At 59.8% G+C, this 16,246-nt stretch carries 15 protein-coding genes and 1 pseudogene; 4 read left to right on the top strand and 12 right to left on the bottom strand.

The annotated features are described in order from the left end of the window. Positions 1-5: 5 nt before the first annotated feature. Both GbCGDNIH6_RS09280 and GbCGDNIH6_RS09275 read right to left on the bottom strand, forming a co-directional pair. Entirely contained in the window at positions 6-632 is a 627-nt protein-coding gene (locus GbCGDNIH6_RS09280; protein ID WP_072563670.1) for a DsbA family protein, read from the bottom strand. Between the two features lie 109 nt (positions 633-741). Next, positions 742-1,293, bottom strand: coding sequence for a DUF721 domain-containing protein (locus GbCGDNIH6_RS09275; RefSeq protein ID WP_081370177.1), 552 nt, complete (start codon positions 1,291-1,293; stop codon positions 742-744). Between GbCGDNIH6_RS09275 and GbCGDNIH6_RS09270 the strand changes: the two genes are divergently transcribed. Next, complete coding sequence (locus GbCGDNIH6_RS09270) at positions 1,292-2,446, top strand: A/G-specific adenine glycosylase (protein WP_408874866.1); 1,155 nt, start codon at positions 1,292-1,294, stop codon at positions 2,444-2,446. The two genes, GbCGDNIH6_RS09275 and GbCGDNIH6_RS09270, sit on opposite strands and share 2 nt — an antisense overlap. On the opposite strand, the pseudogene GbCGDNIH6_RS09265 reads toward GbCGDNIH6_RS09270, so the two are convergent. From GbCGDNIH6_RS09265 to GbCGDNIH6_RS09240, 7 genes and pseudogenes are all read right to left on the bottom strand, one after another. Continuing rightward, positions 2,424-3,743, bottom strand: a pseudogene (locus GbCGDNIH6_RS09265) (peptide MFS transporter); the annotation flags it as partial. The gene GbCGDNIH6_RS09270 and the pseudogene GbCGDNIH6_RS09265 overlap by 23 nt on opposite strands. A 175-nt stretch (positions 3,744-3,918) precedes the next feature. Further along, a complete protein-coding gene (locus tag GbCGDNIH6_RS09260; protein WP_025287203.1) occupies positions 3,919-4,302 on the bottom strand; it encodes a hypothetical protein in 384 nt (127 codons plus the stop codon). Between the two features lie 103 nt (positions 4,303-4,405). Further along, positions 4,406-5,545 (bottom strand): site-specific DNA-methyltransferase, encoded by a 1,140-nt coding sequence (locus GbCGDNIH6_RS09255; RefSeq protein WP_025287202.1) that lies wholly within the window; start codon positions 5,543-5,545, stop codon positions 4,406-4,408. A 70-nt stretch (positions 5,546-5,615) separates the two neighbouring features. Continuing rightward, on the bottom strand, positions 5,616-6,245 hold the full coding sequence (locus GbCGDNIH6_RS09250) for a ribonuclease HII (RefSeq protein WP_025287201.1): 630 nt from the start codon (positions 6,243-6,245) through the stop codon (positions 5,616-5,618). 195 nt (positions 6,246-6,440) lie between these two features. Beyond that, on the bottom strand, positions 6,441-6,740 hold the full coding sequence (locus GbCGDNIH6_RS12600; protein WP_198355744.1) for a hypothetical protein: 300 nt from the start codon (positions 6,738-6,740) through the stop codon (positions 6,441-6,443). 12 nt (positions 6,741-6,752) lie between these two features. Next, entirely contained in the window at positions 6,753-6,959 is a 207-nt protein-coding gene (locus GbCGDNIH6_RS12595) for a DUF1697 domain-containing protein (RefSeq protein WP_198355743.1), read from the bottom strand. 122 nt (positions 6,960-7,081) lie between these two features. Next, positions 7,082-8,266: a PA0069 family radical SAM protein gene (locus GbCGDNIH6_RS09240; RefSeq protein ID WP_025287200.1), complete on the bottom strand. Its 1,185-nt coding sequence runs from the start codon at positions 8,264-8,266 to the stop codon at positions 7,082-7,084. Between the two features lie 111 nt (positions 8,267-8,377). Here GbCGDNIH6_RS09240 and GbCGDNIH6_RS09235 point away from each other — a divergent pair, with 111 nt between their 5' ends. Beyond that, positions 8,378-9,817, top strand: coding sequence for a chloride channel protein (locus GbCGDNIH6_RS09235; RefSeq protein WP_072563667.1), 1,440 nt, complete (start codon positions 8,378-8,380; stop codon positions 9,815-9,817). Continuing rightward, positions 9,814-10,500, top strand: a complete 687-nt coding sequence (locus GbCGDNIH6_RS09230; protein WP_025287198.1) for a DJ-1/PfpI family protein — start codon at positions 9,814-9,816, stop codon at positions 10,498-10,500. The genes GbCGDNIH6_RS09235 and GbCGDNIH6_RS09230 overlap by 4 nt, the downstream gene beginning before the upstream one ends. A gap of 4 nt (positions 10,501-10,504) precedes the next feature. On the opposite strand, the gene moaB is transcribed toward GbCGDNIH6_RS09230, so the two are convergent. After that, a complete protein-coding gene (gene moaB, locus GbCGDNIH6_RS09225; protein ID WP_072563666.1) occupies positions 10,505-11,035 on the bottom strand; it encodes a molybdenum cofactor biosynthesis protein B in 531 nt (176 codons plus the stop codon). Between the two features lie 274 nt (positions 11,036-11,309). Between moaB and GbCGDNIH6_RS09220 the strand changes: the two genes are divergently transcribed. Continuing rightward, positions 11,310-13,286: an oleate hydratase gene (locus tag GbCGDNIH6_RS09220; protein ID WP_072563665.1), complete on the top strand. Its 1,977-nt coding sequence runs from the start codon at positions 11,310-11,312 to the stop codon at positions 13,284-13,286. A gap of 121 nt (positions 13,287-13,407) precedes the next feature. Here GbCGDNIH6_RS09220 and GbCGDNIH6_RS09215 read toward each other — a convergent pair whose 3' ends face one another. Beyond that, positions 13,408-15,246 (bottom strand): lytic transglycosylase domain-containing protein, encoded by a 1,839-nt coding sequence (locus GbCGDNIH6_RS09215; RefSeq protein ID WP_072563664.1) that lies wholly within the window; start codon positions 15,244-15,246, stop codon positions 13,408-13,410. Between the two features lie 146 nt (positions 15,247-15,392). Beyond that, entirely contained in the window at positions 15,393-16,241 is an 849-nt protein-coding gene (locus GbCGDNIH6_RS09210; RefSeq protein WP_072563663.1) for a uracil-DNA glycosylase, read from the bottom strand. Between the last annotated feature and the right edge of the window lie 5 nt (positions 16,242-16,246).

Genomic DNA, 16,246 nt, shown 5'->3' with positions numbered 1-16,246 from the left:
GAAACTCAGGACAGGCCGGCGAAGGACACGAAATCGCTGTAGGACAGCGCGCCGGACTGTGTTTTCCCGTTGGTCAGGGCAAAGGTCGGTGTGCTGTTGATGTTGTATTTGATGGAGTCCTGCTGCTGCCGTTCCAGCATGGCGCGTTTCAGAGCCTCATTATTGATGACGGCATCGAATTTGGCGCGGGACAACCCAGCCAACAGCGCCATCTGCGCCAGAGACTCCGTGACATTGCCATCGCGGTTGAAGGCCCAGCGATCCTGGCTGGCGAACAGCGCAGAGATGAACGGCTCATAACGCTCCGGCGGCAGGGCGCGGGCGACCATAGCAGCGCTGAGGGCAACCTGATCCAGCGGGAAATCGTGGAACACGATGCGAAGATGCCCGGTATCGATCTGCTTCTTGATCAGTTCCGGCAAGGTGTTCTGGGAGAAAGCCGCGCAGTGGGTGCAGGTCAGGGAGAAGAACTCCATCACCGTTACCTTGGCATCGGCTTTGCCGATAGAGCGCTCTAAAAGGAAACTCGAAAGATCTCCGCCACTGGCGGCGGGGGCTTCGGCGCGGGCGGCCTGAATAAGCGGGAGGGAGAACAGAGCGGCCGTGCAGAAAGAGCGGCGGGTGATGGACATGATGTTCCTCGTCAATATCTTCTTTTACCCAGTAATGGGGGTTTTGCCGCCAATGCGCCTCGCCGTCACCCCATGAGATGTTGAGGGACGAGTCGTGACATTATCTGGGTCAGCGTTTGCTCAGCATGGCGGTGCCCAGGGCCGCAAGCGCATCGCGTAATCCACCTTCCGGCAGACCAGCGAGACGACGCTCCACAGCGGCACGTATAGCAGGTGTTTCGGCCCGGGCCGGCTTTTTCCGAATTGCGGGCGCCGCTGGCGGGGCTTCCTGTGTCAGACGGATGCGCTCGACCACCTTGTTGCCCAGAAAGAAATTGATGCGTTGGATCAGTTGCGGCGTACTGTGTTGCAATTCCATCGCGGCCGGGCCGGTGCAGCCCAGCACCAGCGTGCCATTGGCCAGCTTGCGTGGGGTCGCGGTGGAGGACAAAACCGGTCCGGCAATGGTTGTCCATTCGGATAGAAGTGTGGCGAGGCCCGGAGCGCTTTTACGAAACACGGGTCGGGTAATGGCGGGCAGCAGGGCCGAGACGGCACGCGGGCCGCGTTGAAAATAAGGCTGCGCCATGCCGCTGCGGGGCTGGCGCAAGGGATCAGCTTGCCGCATATCGGCATCCGTACCGTCCTTGATCCCGGATTTTTCCTTGGAACGATCGCCCATTCCGCCTGCCTCTGCGCTTCTGGAGTGGTATGCCCGGCATCGCCGTTCCTTGCCATGGCGTGCGCTGCCGGGGGAAACCCCCGATCCTTACCGCGTCTGGCTCAGTGAGGTGATGCTCCAGCAAACCACCGTTGCAGCCGTCATACCCTATTTCGAGCGTTTCATCACCCGCTTCCCTACGGTACAGGCGCTGGCTGTAGCCCCGGATGAGGCGGTGATGGCCGCCTGGGCCGGGCTTGGTTATTACGCGCGGGCCCGCAATCTGCTGGCCTGTGCGCGCAGGGTTGCCGGGATGGGGGCTTTTCCGAAAGATATCGAGGCTCTGCGGAGCCTGCCGGGGATTGGTGTGTATACCTCAGCGGCGGTGGCTGCGATCGCGTTCGGTATTCCCGCCGTGCCGGTCGATGGCAATGTGGAGCGTGTCACCAGCCGTCTGTTTGCCATTGAGGCGCCCCTGCCTCAATCCAGACAGTTGATTGCAGCGCAGGCGGCGCAGCTGGGGACCGATCCGGCAGCGATGGAACAGCCTTCCGATTTCGCACAGGCTTTGTTCGATCTAGGAGCGACGATCTGTACGCCGCTCGATCCCGCCTGCGCGCTTTGCCCATGGATGCGGTATTGCGAGGGACGGAAGCAGGGCATTGCCGCCTCCCTTCCTCGCAAGGCCCCAAAAAAACTCAGGCCGCAGCGATACGGGGTGCATTTCTGGCTGACGGATGAGCAGGGCAATGTGTTGTTGCGACGTCGGGCGGAGCGGGGCCTGTTGGGCGGCATGATGGAACTGCCGGGAACACCTTGGCAGGACACCGTATGGCAGGAAGAGGATGCCTTATTCCATGCCCCCAAAGCGGAAACCGTTTGGAGCAAGCTCGGTGTGGCCACGCATGTGTTCACGCATTTCGCGCTCCATCTCACCGTCTATGCGGCGGAGGTCAGGCATCTGTGTGCCGATCCGGCGCGGCAGGAGAAAAGTGCCTCCGTTGCCTTGCTGGATGAGGAGGCGCTGCCCTCCGTCATGATGAAATGTGTGGCGCTGGGTCGGGGAGGGCAAATGCCCGGTGTTTCCGGTCCAGCCTCCGCAGCCATGGCGACATCGCCAGGCACACCAAAGCGGCGAGGAAGGCCGCGACGGACAGACCCCCAAACAGGCTGATGAATACGGAGGGGTTCCGTGCGGGCTGGCTCGACAGAGAGGATGTAGCGATGCTGGCGATTCCGCTGCCCGCATACATCGACAGACCCATGGTTAGCAGATAGCTGCCCATCATCAGGCTGTTCAGCCGCTGCGGCACATAGCGCGCGACCATGGCCAGACCGAGACCGCCGATCAGTAATTCCCCCAATGCCAGTGCTCCATATCCGGCCACCATGATCCATGGCGAGACCAGCCCGTCCGGTACGGCGATACGGGCCGCACCCCACCAGATCAGAAATGCCGCGCCAACGCTCATGAAACCGGCCGTGAATTTGGCTGCGATTCTGACATCGCGGCCTCGCCGCGCCAGAGCCGTGTATAAACTGGCCAGAACCGGCCCAAGCAGCATGATCCAGATCGGGTCGAGCGCCTGAAACTGCGCCGGTGTCCATGTCATCAGCGTGTAACCGCCGAGGCGCAGCGCCGGAGAGACGCCATGCACGGTAAACAGCGTCAGGGATGTCGACATCTGCTGATAGAATATGAAGAACATCAATGATTGCCCGGCCAGCGCATACATGATCGCCAGCCCCGGTCGCTCCCGTGGTGCAGCGCGGCCATAGCAGACGCTCCAGAGCATCAGCACGCCAAGGGCGGCCGCCATGTTGCACCACATCGCGAGCGATGCGGAACGCAGGAGCAGCGCGATGCCGATGATCAGGGATGCACAGCCAGCGCTCACCGCCATGAGATGCAGGCACGGAACCGGATGGTGGTCCTTCCCGGTTCCTGTCCGGCCCAGCCATGACCGCATCATGCCATAACCGGTGATTCCCAGAGCAAGGCCGAAAAACGAGACTGCAAAAGCGCTGTGCCAGCCTGCCTGTTGCTGCACCCATGGCGTCAGCAGCATTGAAACAGAGGAGCCGACATTCACCGCCATGTAGTACAGCGTGAAAGCGGCATCCAGACGCTGGTCTTGACCCTCGTGAATGACCCGCACCAACGCCGCGGCATTGGGCTTGAACAGACCATTGCCAACGGAAATCATCCCCAATGCGGCAAAAACCAGCGATGTTTCGTCAAGAACAGGGTCGGACCATGCGGTGGGCAGACCCAGCAGGCTGTACCCCGCGGCCAGGATCACGGCGCCACTCAGAGTGCAGCGTCGTGCCCCCAAGACCCGATCCCCCAGCCATCCCCCCAGCACCGGTGTCGCATAGACGCTGGCGGCGAAAGCTCCGGCCAGAAGCACCGCATCATGGCTGGAAAAATGGAGCTTCTGTATCAGAAACAGCAGCAGGAGCGCCTGCATGGCGTAGTAGCCAAAGCGTTCCCACAACTCGATGGACAGAACGACAATAAAGGCGCGGGTCCGGTTGTCCGGCTGTGTCGGATGGGTGTTCACGATGGCGCTACGACAGTCTGTGGCATGGCAAGACAATCATACTGCCAGCAGCGCCTTGCTTCGTCAGCCGTCTGCGCGTGCCTTAATAGCCCGGAAAAAACGGATAGACCGGGGCAGGTGCATAAATGACCGGCGGCGGCGCATAGATCACCGGTGGTGGAGGGGGCGCATAGACGACCGGTGGAGGCGGTGCATAGTACGGACGCTCCATCCCGCCAATGACGGCCCCCAACGCAAGCCCGGCGACCGCACCGGCGGCGACGCCACCCCAGCCGGGGCCGTGCCAGTGATGGCGAGGGCCATACCAACCCGGTCCACCCCAGCCTGGCCCACCCCAGCCCGGTCCCGGAGGACCCCAGCCCGGACCGCCGCGCCACCATGCATGGGCGGTGGCAGGTGTCAGCAGCGGCCCTGTGAGAGCGGCAGCCACCGCAAGAGCGGTAAAAGCCCGCACCATGGTTTTCATATCGAGCGTCCTTTCAGACTAACGCCTGATCAGGGAACGCCCGGATTGTAACATCTTTGTGGCAGAATCCGTACGATTTCATGACCGCCGGATCAAAGGTCTGTCAGGAGCGCTCCTGCGCCGCCTGTGGCTGAGCATCCTCCTGCTCCTCGACCGGAGGGGGCGGCTGGGTATCACGCAGCACATCAATCGGCACCCATTCTCCGCTGCGCTCGAAAAACCAGAAGGTCCAGCCATTGCAACTCGGCGCATTCTGCACGGCGGCTCCGACCTGATGGATCGAGCCTCGATGCGCCCCGCTGGCGATGGAGCCATCCGCCTGTACAAGCGCCGAGACCCGACGCAGGCGGTCCATCAGGATGCTGCCCATCGGTAGCAATCCCTGCTCTACCAGACTGCCAAACGGAACCCGTTTCTGCTCCCGGCGGGAGGGCATGATGTTCAGATTATCCAGCGGTGCCGGCTCGACAGAGCGAAGGCGCCCGATGGCGGCCTCGGCATAGGCCGGGTGGCGCTCAATGCCGATGAAGCTGCGTTGCAGACGTTTCGCAACGGCGGCAGAGGTGCCGGTTCCGAGGAACGGGTCCAGCACGACATCCCCGGGCGCCGTGCTGGACAGCAGCACGCGATACAACAGGCTTTCCGGTTTCTGGGTCGGATGCAGTTTCAGCCCGTGATCGTTACGCATCCGCTCGGAGCCGGTGCAGAGCGGCAGAAACCAGTCGCTGCGCATCTGGACATCATCGTTCAGGGTTTTCATGGCCTGATAGTTGAAGCGATGGCGGCTATCCTGCCCGCGCGCGGCCCAGATCAGGGTCTCATGCGCATTGGTGAAGCGGCGACCCCGAAAATTCGGCATGGGGTTGGCCTTTCTCCACACCACATCGTTCAGAATCCAGAAGCCGAGATCCTGCAGAATGGTGCCGAGGCGGAAAATATTGTGATACGCGCCGATCACCCAGATCGTGCCATCCTTGCGCAGAAGGCGGCGGCATTCGGTCAGCCAGGCCCGGCTGAACGCATCATAGGCCGCGTAATCGGTAAAGCGGTCCCAGTCATCATCGACACCATCGACGATGCTTTCATCAGGACGCCGTAATTCTCCCCGCAATTGCAGGTTGTAGGGCGGATCGGCAAAAATGCAGTCCACTGAGCCGGTGGGCAGCATCTGCATCACCTGCACGCAGTCGCCCAGCAGCACCTGATCGATCGGCAGTTCGCTGACGGTGTTCAAACGTCGCATTCCAGAAACCCCGCTCAATCGTGCCGACGCGCCCGGCAGGGCGTCAATGCTGATGGTATGAAATGTAATGTCATGCGACGGCCTCCATCCGCATGGCGAGCAACTGGCGAACCAGTCCGAATGCAGTGCGATGATGCGGGGTAGGGCCGAATTCTGTCAGCCCGGCACGATGGGCCGGGGTTGGATAACCCGCATTGCGTTCCCAGCCATAGACGGGATAGCGAAGGGCAAGCCGCGCCATGGCACGGTCCCGCACTACCTTCGCGATGATGGAGGCCGCGGCGATGGAGAGGCATTTTGCATCTCCTCCGACCACGCAGTGGGCGGCGCAGGGCAGAGCTGGTGCGCGGTTGCCATCGACCAGCGCCACATCAGGGATCGTCGGCAGACGTTCGACGGCGCGCCGCATGGCCAGCATGCTGGCATGCAGAATATTCAAACGGCCGATTTCAGTGACGGAGGCTGCGCCGATCCCGATCGTGATTCCCGGTTCAGCCAGCAGGGCCGCAAAAGCCCGATCCCGTGCGGCAGCATCGAGTTTCTTGGAATCATCGATGATCCCGGCCAGATGCGCCGGGAAACCGGAGGCAGGCAGCAGCACGGCGGCAGCGACCACCGGCCCGGCCAGAGGCCCGCGCCCGACTTCATCGACACCTGCGACAAGCCCGCCTGCTTCTCTTTCCAGCCTGTCATCCGGCATCTGCATCCGCCCCCTGTCAGCCCCCTGCACGCGGCAGCGGCAGGAGATGCAAAGCCTCTGGCGGAGCCTTCAAATCCTGTTGAACCGCCGAGTCGCATCTTTGCCTTACCAGACGGATTCCGCGTCGTGGAATCCCGGACGTCATAAAAACATGCGGTGCTGTTGAAAAAGATGGGGTGAGAGGATGCGGCCGGATCACATGACTGCCGCTATCTCCGCAAGCTTCGCAACCGTGTTCATATTTCGCGCTGTTCCCGATTTTGCGTGGGATATGCGAAGGCGCGTGTGCGCCATCCCATCCGGGTAGAGGACGAAAAGCTCTCGTTTTCCCAATTGCATCTGCTCATTCTTGAGCCCGGTGACGTGATCGAGTGGAACGGTTGGGAGCACCCCATCGACGAATAGCGCCATGACAGGATTGCCAGGCGAATTTGTAAAAGGGTTGCGGGCCAGTGTGTCGGCGATCTCGGCAGCGGTCCGTACGATCACCCCCACGCTTTTGTCAGCCTAAACAGAGAGCTGATCTTCAAGGGGGGATCGCACCTGCTGCTCTGTCTTCTCGCTTTGAAAGACGACATTGCCGCTGGGGATATAGGTTTTGACTTTTTTGAATCCAATCGTCTCGCACATCTGCGTCAGCGCCTTCATCGGCAGTGTGCCGGTGCCGCCGACATTCACGGCGTGAAGCAAGGCTAGATATCCGGTCAACTGCACACTCCGCGTTTCATGACTGCCGACATAACCGCGACGCAGCTGGATTTTCTGAAAAAGGCATGTTTTCCAAAACAGCCGAATCCCCGGGCTGCCAGATATTGTCCAACAGCCTTTTGCTGCTTTTAGAATAAAGAAAGTTGCCGCGCCTGTCTGTCGGTTTGTTTCGTGTTTTGCCTGATAACCTGGGATGGATCAGAGACTGCTTCATCCGTTCCGGAGGGGCTTTGTGCGGCATGTGAGAACCGGGTCACGTCCAGCGGCTCCATGGCTGTATTAAGCCTGTAAGCCTTTACCGCATGCTGAAAACGGCTGCGCAGTATAGCGGCATAGGGACCATCTCCGCGGAAACGGCTGTGAAATTCCGCATTGTTCAGCTTTCCGCCGCGCATGCCCCGGATCAGGTTCAGGACTTTACGGGCTTTGGCAGGGAAGTGATGCTCCAGCCAGTCCCGGAACATGGGGGCGACCTCCTGCGGCAGGCGAAGCAGAATATAACCTGCCTGTCTGGCCCCGGCTTTGGCGGCTTGCTCCAGAATGGCTTCCAGTTCTGCATCGTTCAGGCCGGGAATCATGGGGGCTGCCAGCACACCGGTCGGAATGCCCGCCTGTTGCAAGGCTTCAAGGGTCTGAATACGTCTGGACGGGCTGGCCGCCCGAGGTTCCATCAGGCGGGACAGGGTTGGGTCCAGTGTCGTCACGGAGAGATAGACCCTGACCAGTTTTCGCTCCGCCAGCCGTGCCAGAATATCGCGATCTCGCAGCACGCCGGCTGATTTGGTAACGATGGTGACGGGGTGTTCGAACCGCTCTAGTACGTCGAGGATCGAGCGGGTCAGGCGCAGGCTGCGTTCTACCGGCTGATAAGGATCGGTATTGCTGCCCAGTGCGATGGGGCGTGGCACGTAGGAAGGGCGACTGAGCGCCTTGCTCAGCAGGGAGGCGACCTCCGGCTTGAACAGAAGCTTGGTTTCGAAATCCAGCCCCGGCGAGTAGCCGAGATAGGCATGGGTGGGGCGCGCGAAGCAGTAGATACAGCCATGTTCACAGCCGCGATACGGGTTGATGGCACGATCAAAACCGATATCCGGACTGTCATTCCAACTGATGGCGGTGCGGCTGCTGTCGCGGATCAGGGTTGTCGGCAGGGCGGCCGGGGCATCTTCCAGACTGCCCCAGCCATCATCCCATGGAACGGGTTGGTAACGGTCATAGCGGATACCGGGTTCTGACACGGCTCCACGCCCTTTTCTGGCCAGAGACGGCATTGCCTCCGGCAGTTCCATCGGGGCATGAGAGGGACATGGCATGGCGGCGTCACAGGTATGGTCTGAATGGGGGGATGACGATTGGCGGCCCATCGTTTGTTCCCTTTATGTTCTTTTGCAGCTTAATGCGGTCCGAGCAGGGAGTCCAGAACAATGAATGAACAATCGGATACGCCGCGCTCGAATGGAACGGAGCATGACAGTGTTTCATCGCTGTCTGATTCAGTGCGCCGCATGACACGCTCGGCCCGGGCGCGGCGGCTCAGGCGGTCGCCGATGATATCCACACGGCTTTGGGTGCGGCGGATGGTGTTCTGGGGCGGTGCCGTGGCAGTTTCGCTGACCGCCATCGCGTTCGCAAAATTGGCAGACCGGGCGCAGGATGTTTTCAGCGTGGTGATCGCCCATGGTGCCTGGATCATTCTGATTCTGGCGCCAGCCGGGCTGGTTGTTTCGTTTCTGCTGGCGCGGCATGTCTTTCCCGGTTCACAGGGAAGCGGGATTCCGCAGGTGATTGCCTCGCTCGATCTGGCGGATGTGCGGCAGGTCGACAGGATTTTATCGCTGCGCATCGCTGTCGGTAAAATTCTGCTGACCCTGTTGGGGCTTGCCAGTGGTGCCTCGATCGGCAGGGAAGGGCCGACCGTGCAGGTGGGTGCCTCCGTGATGCATGCGCTGGGTCGCTTGCTGCATCTGCCGACGCCGGAATTACGACGCAGCGTCGTGCTGGCAGGGGGCGCTGCCGGGATCGCCGCTGCTTTCAACACCCCGCTTGCCGGGATCGTGTTCGCAATCGAGGAATTGAGCCATTCCTATGAGGCCAGAACCTCCGGCAATACGCTGGCGGCCGTGGTGATTTCAGGTGTTGTGACGATCGCTCTGGTCGGAAATTACAGTTATTTCGGCCATATCGATGCGACAATGAAATTCGGACCATCGGAAGTGATGGCCATGGTGATCTGTGCGTTACTGGGAGGACTGCTGGGTGGTTCTTTCAGCGCCTTACTGATCCGTGCCGCCAAGGGCTTTCCTGGTGCGCTCGGGAGGTTGGTGAAGCAGTATCCGGTGCTGTTTGCGGCATTGTGCGGCCTGATCGTGGCTATCACCGGCCTGCTATCCCATGGCGAGACATACGGTACAGGATATGAGCAGGCGCGTGATATGGTGACCGGCATTCCGGGCGATACCGAAGGGTTGAAATTCGCGCTGTTGAAACTGGTGGCCTCGGCCGCATCCTATCTCAGCGGGATTCCGGGCGGGATTTTCGCGCCCTCCCTCGCCATTGGGGCCGGGCTTGGGGAATGGGTAGCGTGGCTGGTACCAGGGCTGGCCGCCGGATCGGTGGTGCTGCTGGGGATGGTGGCGTATTTTTCCGGGGTGGTGCAGGCCCCGATTACGGCGGCGGTCATCGTGATGGAGATGGCGGATAATCAGTCGATGCTGATACCGCTGATGGCCACTTCGATGATGGCGTTTGCGGTGTCGCGCTTGGTATGCCGTCGCGCTCTGTATGGTGCGCTGGCGCGGCGCTTCGCCATGACGATCCCTGTCCCGTCTCCGGTCAGGGAGACTGTGCAGGAGGAAGGTAAATGACAATTCATATTGGGTTGTTGTTGTTTCCGGCGATCACGCAGCTCGACCTGACGGCTCCGTGGGAGGCCTTCCGGCATGTCCCCGATGCGCAGGTGCATCTGCTGTGGAAAGAAACCGGCCCGGTCATGGCAGAAGGCGGTATGCGTATCGAGGCCGACACGAAGCTTTCCGAAGCGCCCCGACTGGATGTGATCTGTATTCCGGGCGGCAGGGGGATCGACGCCCTGCTGGAAGATCAGGAGGTGCTGACCTGGCTCGTCAAACAGGCGGAAACGGCGCGCTTCATCTGTTCTGTCTGCACGGGTGCGCTGGTGCTGGGGGCGGCAGGATTGCTGCGCGGGAAGAAAGCGACCACCTACTGGGCGGCGCATGATTTTCTGACCGCCTTCGGGGCGGAGCCGGTGCAGGCGCGCGTGGTGCAGGATGGAAAGCTGCTGACCGGCGGTGGCGTGACAGCCGGGCTGGATCTTGCGCTCAGTGTCATCGCCGCCATGAGCGGGGAGGCATTGGCTCAGTCCGTTCAGCTTCAGATGGAATATGCGCCGGCACCGCCATTCCAGTCCGGGCGTCCGGAACAGGCGCCTCCTGCCATCCGCGCCGAGGTGGAGGAGATGCTGACAAAGGGACGTGCCGCAAGACGGCAGATCATTGACCGTATCACGGCACAAAAACTGACAGAGTGATGGCTCAGCGTTCTTTCAGCCGTGGCATCAATTCCACGAAATTGCAGGGTCGATGACGGATATCCAGCTGCCAGCGCAGAATGTCCTGCCAGGCATCTTTCACCGCGCCGGTGCTGCCGGGCAGCGCAAAGATATAGGTCCCGTTGGCAACCCCCGCCAACGCGCGTGACTGGATCGTCGAGGTGCCGATTTTCTGGTAACTCAGCATACGGAATAACTCGCCGAACCCTTCGATCTTTTTTTCCAGCACGCGGTCGAGCGCTTCCGGTGTGACATCGCGCCCGGTGACGCCGGTGCCGCCGGAGGAAATGATTACGTCGATTGCGGGGGTGGCGATCCAGCCGCGGAAAGCAGCCTCCAGCGCATCCGCATCATCCTTGATGATTTCCCGCATCAACACAGCGTGGCCTGCTTCCCCGATCATCGTGGCAAGCGCATCGCCGGACGTATCGTTGGCCAGCGTACGGGTATCGGAAACCGTCAGGATGGCGATGTTGACCGGTACGAAGGCTCTGGTCTCATCAATGCGCGACATGCCGCAAGCTCCCCTGATCCATCTGAAGGATGCTTTCTTAGAGCAGTCTGCCGTCGCTGTGAAAGACAGCATTCAATATCTGCACAGGCCGGGTTGATAAGGTGGTCAGGTAAGTTTTCCGCAGAAACCCGAAGTGCATCACTCCGTTACAGGAGCGTGCGATAGCGTACCAAAATCATTTGATGACGGATAAGCCTGGCGGTCTTGCTTCGCGGTGCGATCCCGTAGACGCGCAACCGGTTGTGACGTGCCGATTATTGTTGGGAGACGATTGATGACTGAAGACACTACGGACAGCAATTCTTCTCCCTTCACGGTCGAGAATGACGCGACAGCGGGGTACTGGAACAATCGCCCTGAAAATACACTTCCACCGCCGGACATGATGGGCGCTTACATGCGCAACCGGCCCTTCCCTGCGCAGCAGGTGGAAGGGCGCAAGGCATGGATCATCGGCAATGGGATCGCCGGGCTTGCGGCGGCTTATTACCTGATCCGTGATGGTGGAATGCAAGGGGAGGACATCACTATTCTCGACGCGCTCGATATCGAGGGTGGGTCGCTGGATGGCGCGGGCAATGCAGAGGATGGCTACATCATCCGTGGTGGCCGAGAGATGGTCTGGAACTACGATAATGTATGGGATCTGTTTCAGGACGTGCAGGCGCTCGAGCTGCCTGAAGGCTACAGTGTTCTGGATGAATATCGGCTCGTCAACGATAACGACCCGAATTATTCCAAGGCCCGGCTTATGCACAAACAAGGGCAGATCCGCGATTTCTCGACGTTCGGCCTCTCCAGATCGCAGCAATGGGAACTCATTCGTCTGCTGTTGAAGCGGAAAGAGGATCTCGATGACATGACCATCGAGCAATATTTCAGTGAGGCATTTCTGCAAACTAATTTCTGGTTTTTCTGGCGATCCATGTTTGCTTTTCAAAACTGGCATAGCCTGCTGGAAATGAAGCTTTACATGCACCGCTTCCTTGATGCGATCGACGGGTTGCGTGATATGTCGGCGCTCGTTTTTCCGAAATACAATCAATACGATACTTTTGTTCGTCCTCTGGTTGCTCATCTCGCGAAGCGGGGTGTGAAAATGCAGTTCAGGACGCGCGTCTATGATCTTGAGATGACGGAGGAAGGTGACACTCGCACCGTGACTGCGATCAAGGCTAAAATCGATGGCAAGGAAGGCATTCTTCCTGTCGGTGCCAAAGATGTCGTGTTTGCGTTGACCGGATCAATGACAGAAGGCACGACGTACGGCGACATGGATCATGCGCCGGTGCTGGAACGCGACACCAATGATCCTGGTGAGGAAAGCGACTGGGCGGTGTGGAAAAATCTGGCGCGTCGGTCCGCAGTTTTTGGAAAGCCTGAGAAATTTTACGGTGATGTCGGAAAATCCATCTGGGAATCGGCTACGATTACCTGCAAACCATCACCACTGATTGATAGACTGAAAGAATTATCAATCAACGACCCTTATTCCGGCAGGACTGTGACGGGTGGTGTTATCACCTTTACGGATTCGAACTGGATACTGAGCTTCACTTGTAATCGGCAGCCGCATTTTCCGGATCAGCCGGGCGATGTACTGGTTTTGTGGGCTTATGCGCTGTTGATGGATAAAAATGGCAATCGTGTTGCAAAGCCGATGCCTGCCTGCACCGGTCGGGAAATTCTGCAGGAGCTGTGCTATCATCTCGGCATCAGTGATGAGCAGTTCGAGGCTGTCGCGGCCAATTCCAGGGTCAGGCTGGCGCTGATGCCTTATATCACATCCATGTTCATGCCACGTGCCGCTGGTGACAGACCGCGTGTGGTGCCGAAAGGGTGCACCAATCTTGGTCTGATGGGTCAGTTCGTGGAAACAGCGAATGATGTGGTTTTTACGGTTGAGTCATCGGTCCGTACCGCGCGTATTGCAGTCTATACGCTGCTCGGTCTGCGCAGGCAGGTGCCGGATATCAGCCCGGTTCAGTATGATATCCGCACGATGCTGAAGGCGGCACGCACGGTGAATAATGATCAACCATTCCCCGGCGAACGTCTGCTGCACCGTCTGCTTGGCAAGACCTATTACGCTCATATTTTGCCGCCTTTGCCGGATTCGGGACAGAGCAGACATGAAGCAACAGAGGCGGAGCTTCAGGGGCTGCTGGGTAAAGGCAGTCAGGCCATCATAACTTTGGGTGACTGGTTGCAGAGGTTACTGGACGACCTCAAGGCCTGCGGTAAAAAGTAAGAAAATTTCTTCACAGCTTGGCAGTCATCAAAATGGCCAGTTGTTTTCAGGCTTTTCCGCGCCATAACCATCTTTGGGCGACGGAAGCGGAAAAGCCTGAAAATCACCTCTGCTGCTTCATTCAGTGAAGTCTGATTTTCATACGGTTCAGGCTCTGGCTGTCCGGGGTTGTAGCCGTGAAATGCGGAAAAATCCCGGCTGCCAATTCGTCCAGACCGGGCGCATCAATGTCAAGCCGCGCAGCGTAGATCCAGCTATATGTCAGGGTGCGCTGGATGAAGCTGCGGGTTTCCGCGAGCGGAATTGCCTCGATGAACAGAAGCGGATCATCATGATGCTGAATCTGTGCGCCCCAGCGGGAAAAGCTGTTCGGCCCGCTATTGTAACTGGCGAGGATACGCAGCAGGTCTCCCCCCGTTACATCGCTATCCGCCAGATAGGCCACGTAACGCTGTCCCAGCTTCAGATTAACCGCCGGGTCATGGAGCCGTGCTGCGCCAGTATGTGTCTCTGCGACATAATTCGCGGTTTGCGGCATTAACTGCATCAACCCGCGCGCGCCGACGGCGGATACAGCTGAGGCGTTGAAGTTGGATTCCACTCGGGTCAACCCGTAGACCAGTGCGGGAGAGATGCTGAAACCGCCTTGTGGTTTCAGGGCAGGCACCGGAAAGCGTGCATAGTCACGCGGGTGCCCATCGGCCGCCTGATTGAGAGCTGCAAGCTGGGCACTGAGATCATGCAGCCCGGCCTTGTCGGCCACCAGCATCAGCGCATGGATCATGGCGGTATTGTCGTGCGATTGCCCTGCCAGACGCCTGAATTCCTGCTCTGCCCGATCCGGCTGCTCCACCTGAAGCAGGGCGAAAGCGGTTGTTCCGGCTTCGGTGGCCGAGATGGCTTCCAGATCGGCCGTGCCGAGGGTTTCTCTGGTCAGGGAGAGTGAACCTTCGATCCCCACCCCCAGAACGCGACGGGCCAGCAAGCCATAGAACGTGCGCGGCTGCTCAGCGGCCCGATGCATCCAGACAGCATAATTGGCTGGATCGTGGCTGCGCAGATGGGATCGTGCAGCCCAGAACGCTCCGGCGGTGCGAATGGCGGCTGACGTCATCTCCGCGCTCCATGTCGCCTCGAAATGCGCCATCGCCTGTTGATACTCGGCCTTGCGCCATAGCAGCAGCCCGGACACGTAACTGCCCAGCCCGACCTTGCCATGCCCCTGTTGTTCGGCTTCCAGCGCAATCCGCAGTGCCTCGTTGTCCTGATTGAGGGTGAACAGAATTTGCGCGACTTCGGCACGAAGCTGTGCCCCGTAAGTCGCGGAGATTGAGGTGTTGGCGGCAATTATCCGCAGTGCTGCATCGGCATGGCCGGAGCCTGCACGTTCATGAACGCTGTGATCCAGTCCCGGCAGGCGTTTGAAGCTCAAATCCTGAGGGGTGTCATCCTCGGGAACGGGGTCGTTGCCGGGCGTCGGGTCGAAGGTGACCAGCTGGGGGGCTGGGGGCAGCGTATCCTTTTTGTCTGCCTTGGTCAGCAGCAGAGCATGGATTGCCGGGGCGGAAGGATGGTTCGGATAATGGGCCAACCAGTCTTTCAGCTCGGCAGGTGTGCTTTTGTGGAACGCACCCAGATAGCGGTCAGCCAGTATATGGCCGAGCATGGCCTTGCCGAGTGGAAAGTTCGTATCAAGCCTGTCGGTCGCCTGTCTGGCTTCCATCAGGTCGCCATGAGCCTGTGCATCGAAAATATGCCGTACCAAGGCCGCATCGCTGGGCGACAGCGGTTGCGGCAGCCCGGGGACGCCGAATTGAGGAGGATGGATCCGCGGCATCGCCATCGCCACTTCATCCATGGACTGAGCATGCCCACTGGCCGCACTGGCCAGAAAAGCCGCTCCCGCCAGCAGGGCACGCGCACCTGCCAGTCGGGAGATCGATTGTCTGATCCCACGCATGATGAGGGGTGCGCTACACGCCAAAAGTGGCGCAGGCAAGCTTTCAGGGCTTCACAGCGCGACAAGTATCATTGCCAAATCGCTTCGTGAAGGGGGGAATGCAACGTTTTTCAACGGTTTCAGCAAAAACATGCTCTGGTAGCATATCAGCCATCCAGCGCTTTTCGCAGGGTCAGTATATCCGCCCAGGCTTCCCGCTTGGCCCCCGGATTCCGCAGCAGATAGGCTGGATGGAGCATCGGCAGCATCGGTAACGGCGAATCCAGTCCGGGGATGGCAATATCCGTCCATTTGCCTCGCAGCCGCCTGATTCCGACAGTGCTGCCGGTCAGAGCCTTGGCCGATACACCTCCCAGACACACCAGCATTCGGGGGCGCGCCAGCACGATATGGCGCAGCAGAAAAGGCAGGCACTGGAGAATTTCGGTTTCGGTCGGATTCCGGTTTCCGGGGGGGCGCCATGGAATCAGATTGGCAATGACGAAATCCCGTTCCCGCGTGATGCCTGCGCTGGCCAGCATGCGGTCCAGAAATTTCCCGGAAGGACCGACAAACGGTTTTCCGGCCCGGTCTTCTTCTGCGCCTGGTGCTTCACCAATCAGCATCAACCCGGCTTCATAGGTGCCGTCTGAAAAAACCAGCTGCGTGGCTGTGGCCTTGAGCGGACAGGCATCGAATTGCTCCATCGCAGCGCGTAAAGCGTCCAGAGTGGATGCCTCGGCCGCTATATCCGCGGCCAGACGGGCGGCACCCTGTTGCGGTAAAAGTGATGCCGTACCTGCAAAGGGTGCGGGTCTTTGAACAGCCTGGACAGGGATACGGTGCAGTTCAGGGTCTGGAGCTGCGGCTGGCACCGTTTGCAGGTCCGCAGGGGCGATGCCGGAATGCGCCTGAGCACGGGCCATGGCAATGCTGAACCGGTCCACCGGTGAGTCACCGAGTGCCTCGTCCGCCCCCCATTCCAGTTGCAGGTACAAAGCCGCGAGCGCATCCATGAACG

The organism is Granulibacter bethesdensis, assembly GCF_001889525.1.
GTDB lineage: Bacteria > Pseudomonadota > Alphaproteobacteria > Acetobacterales > Acetobacteraceae > Granulibacter > Granulibacter bethesdensis_C.
Note: the sequence above shows the minus strand (reverse complement) of the source record. Positions and strands in the feature narration are given on the sequence as shown.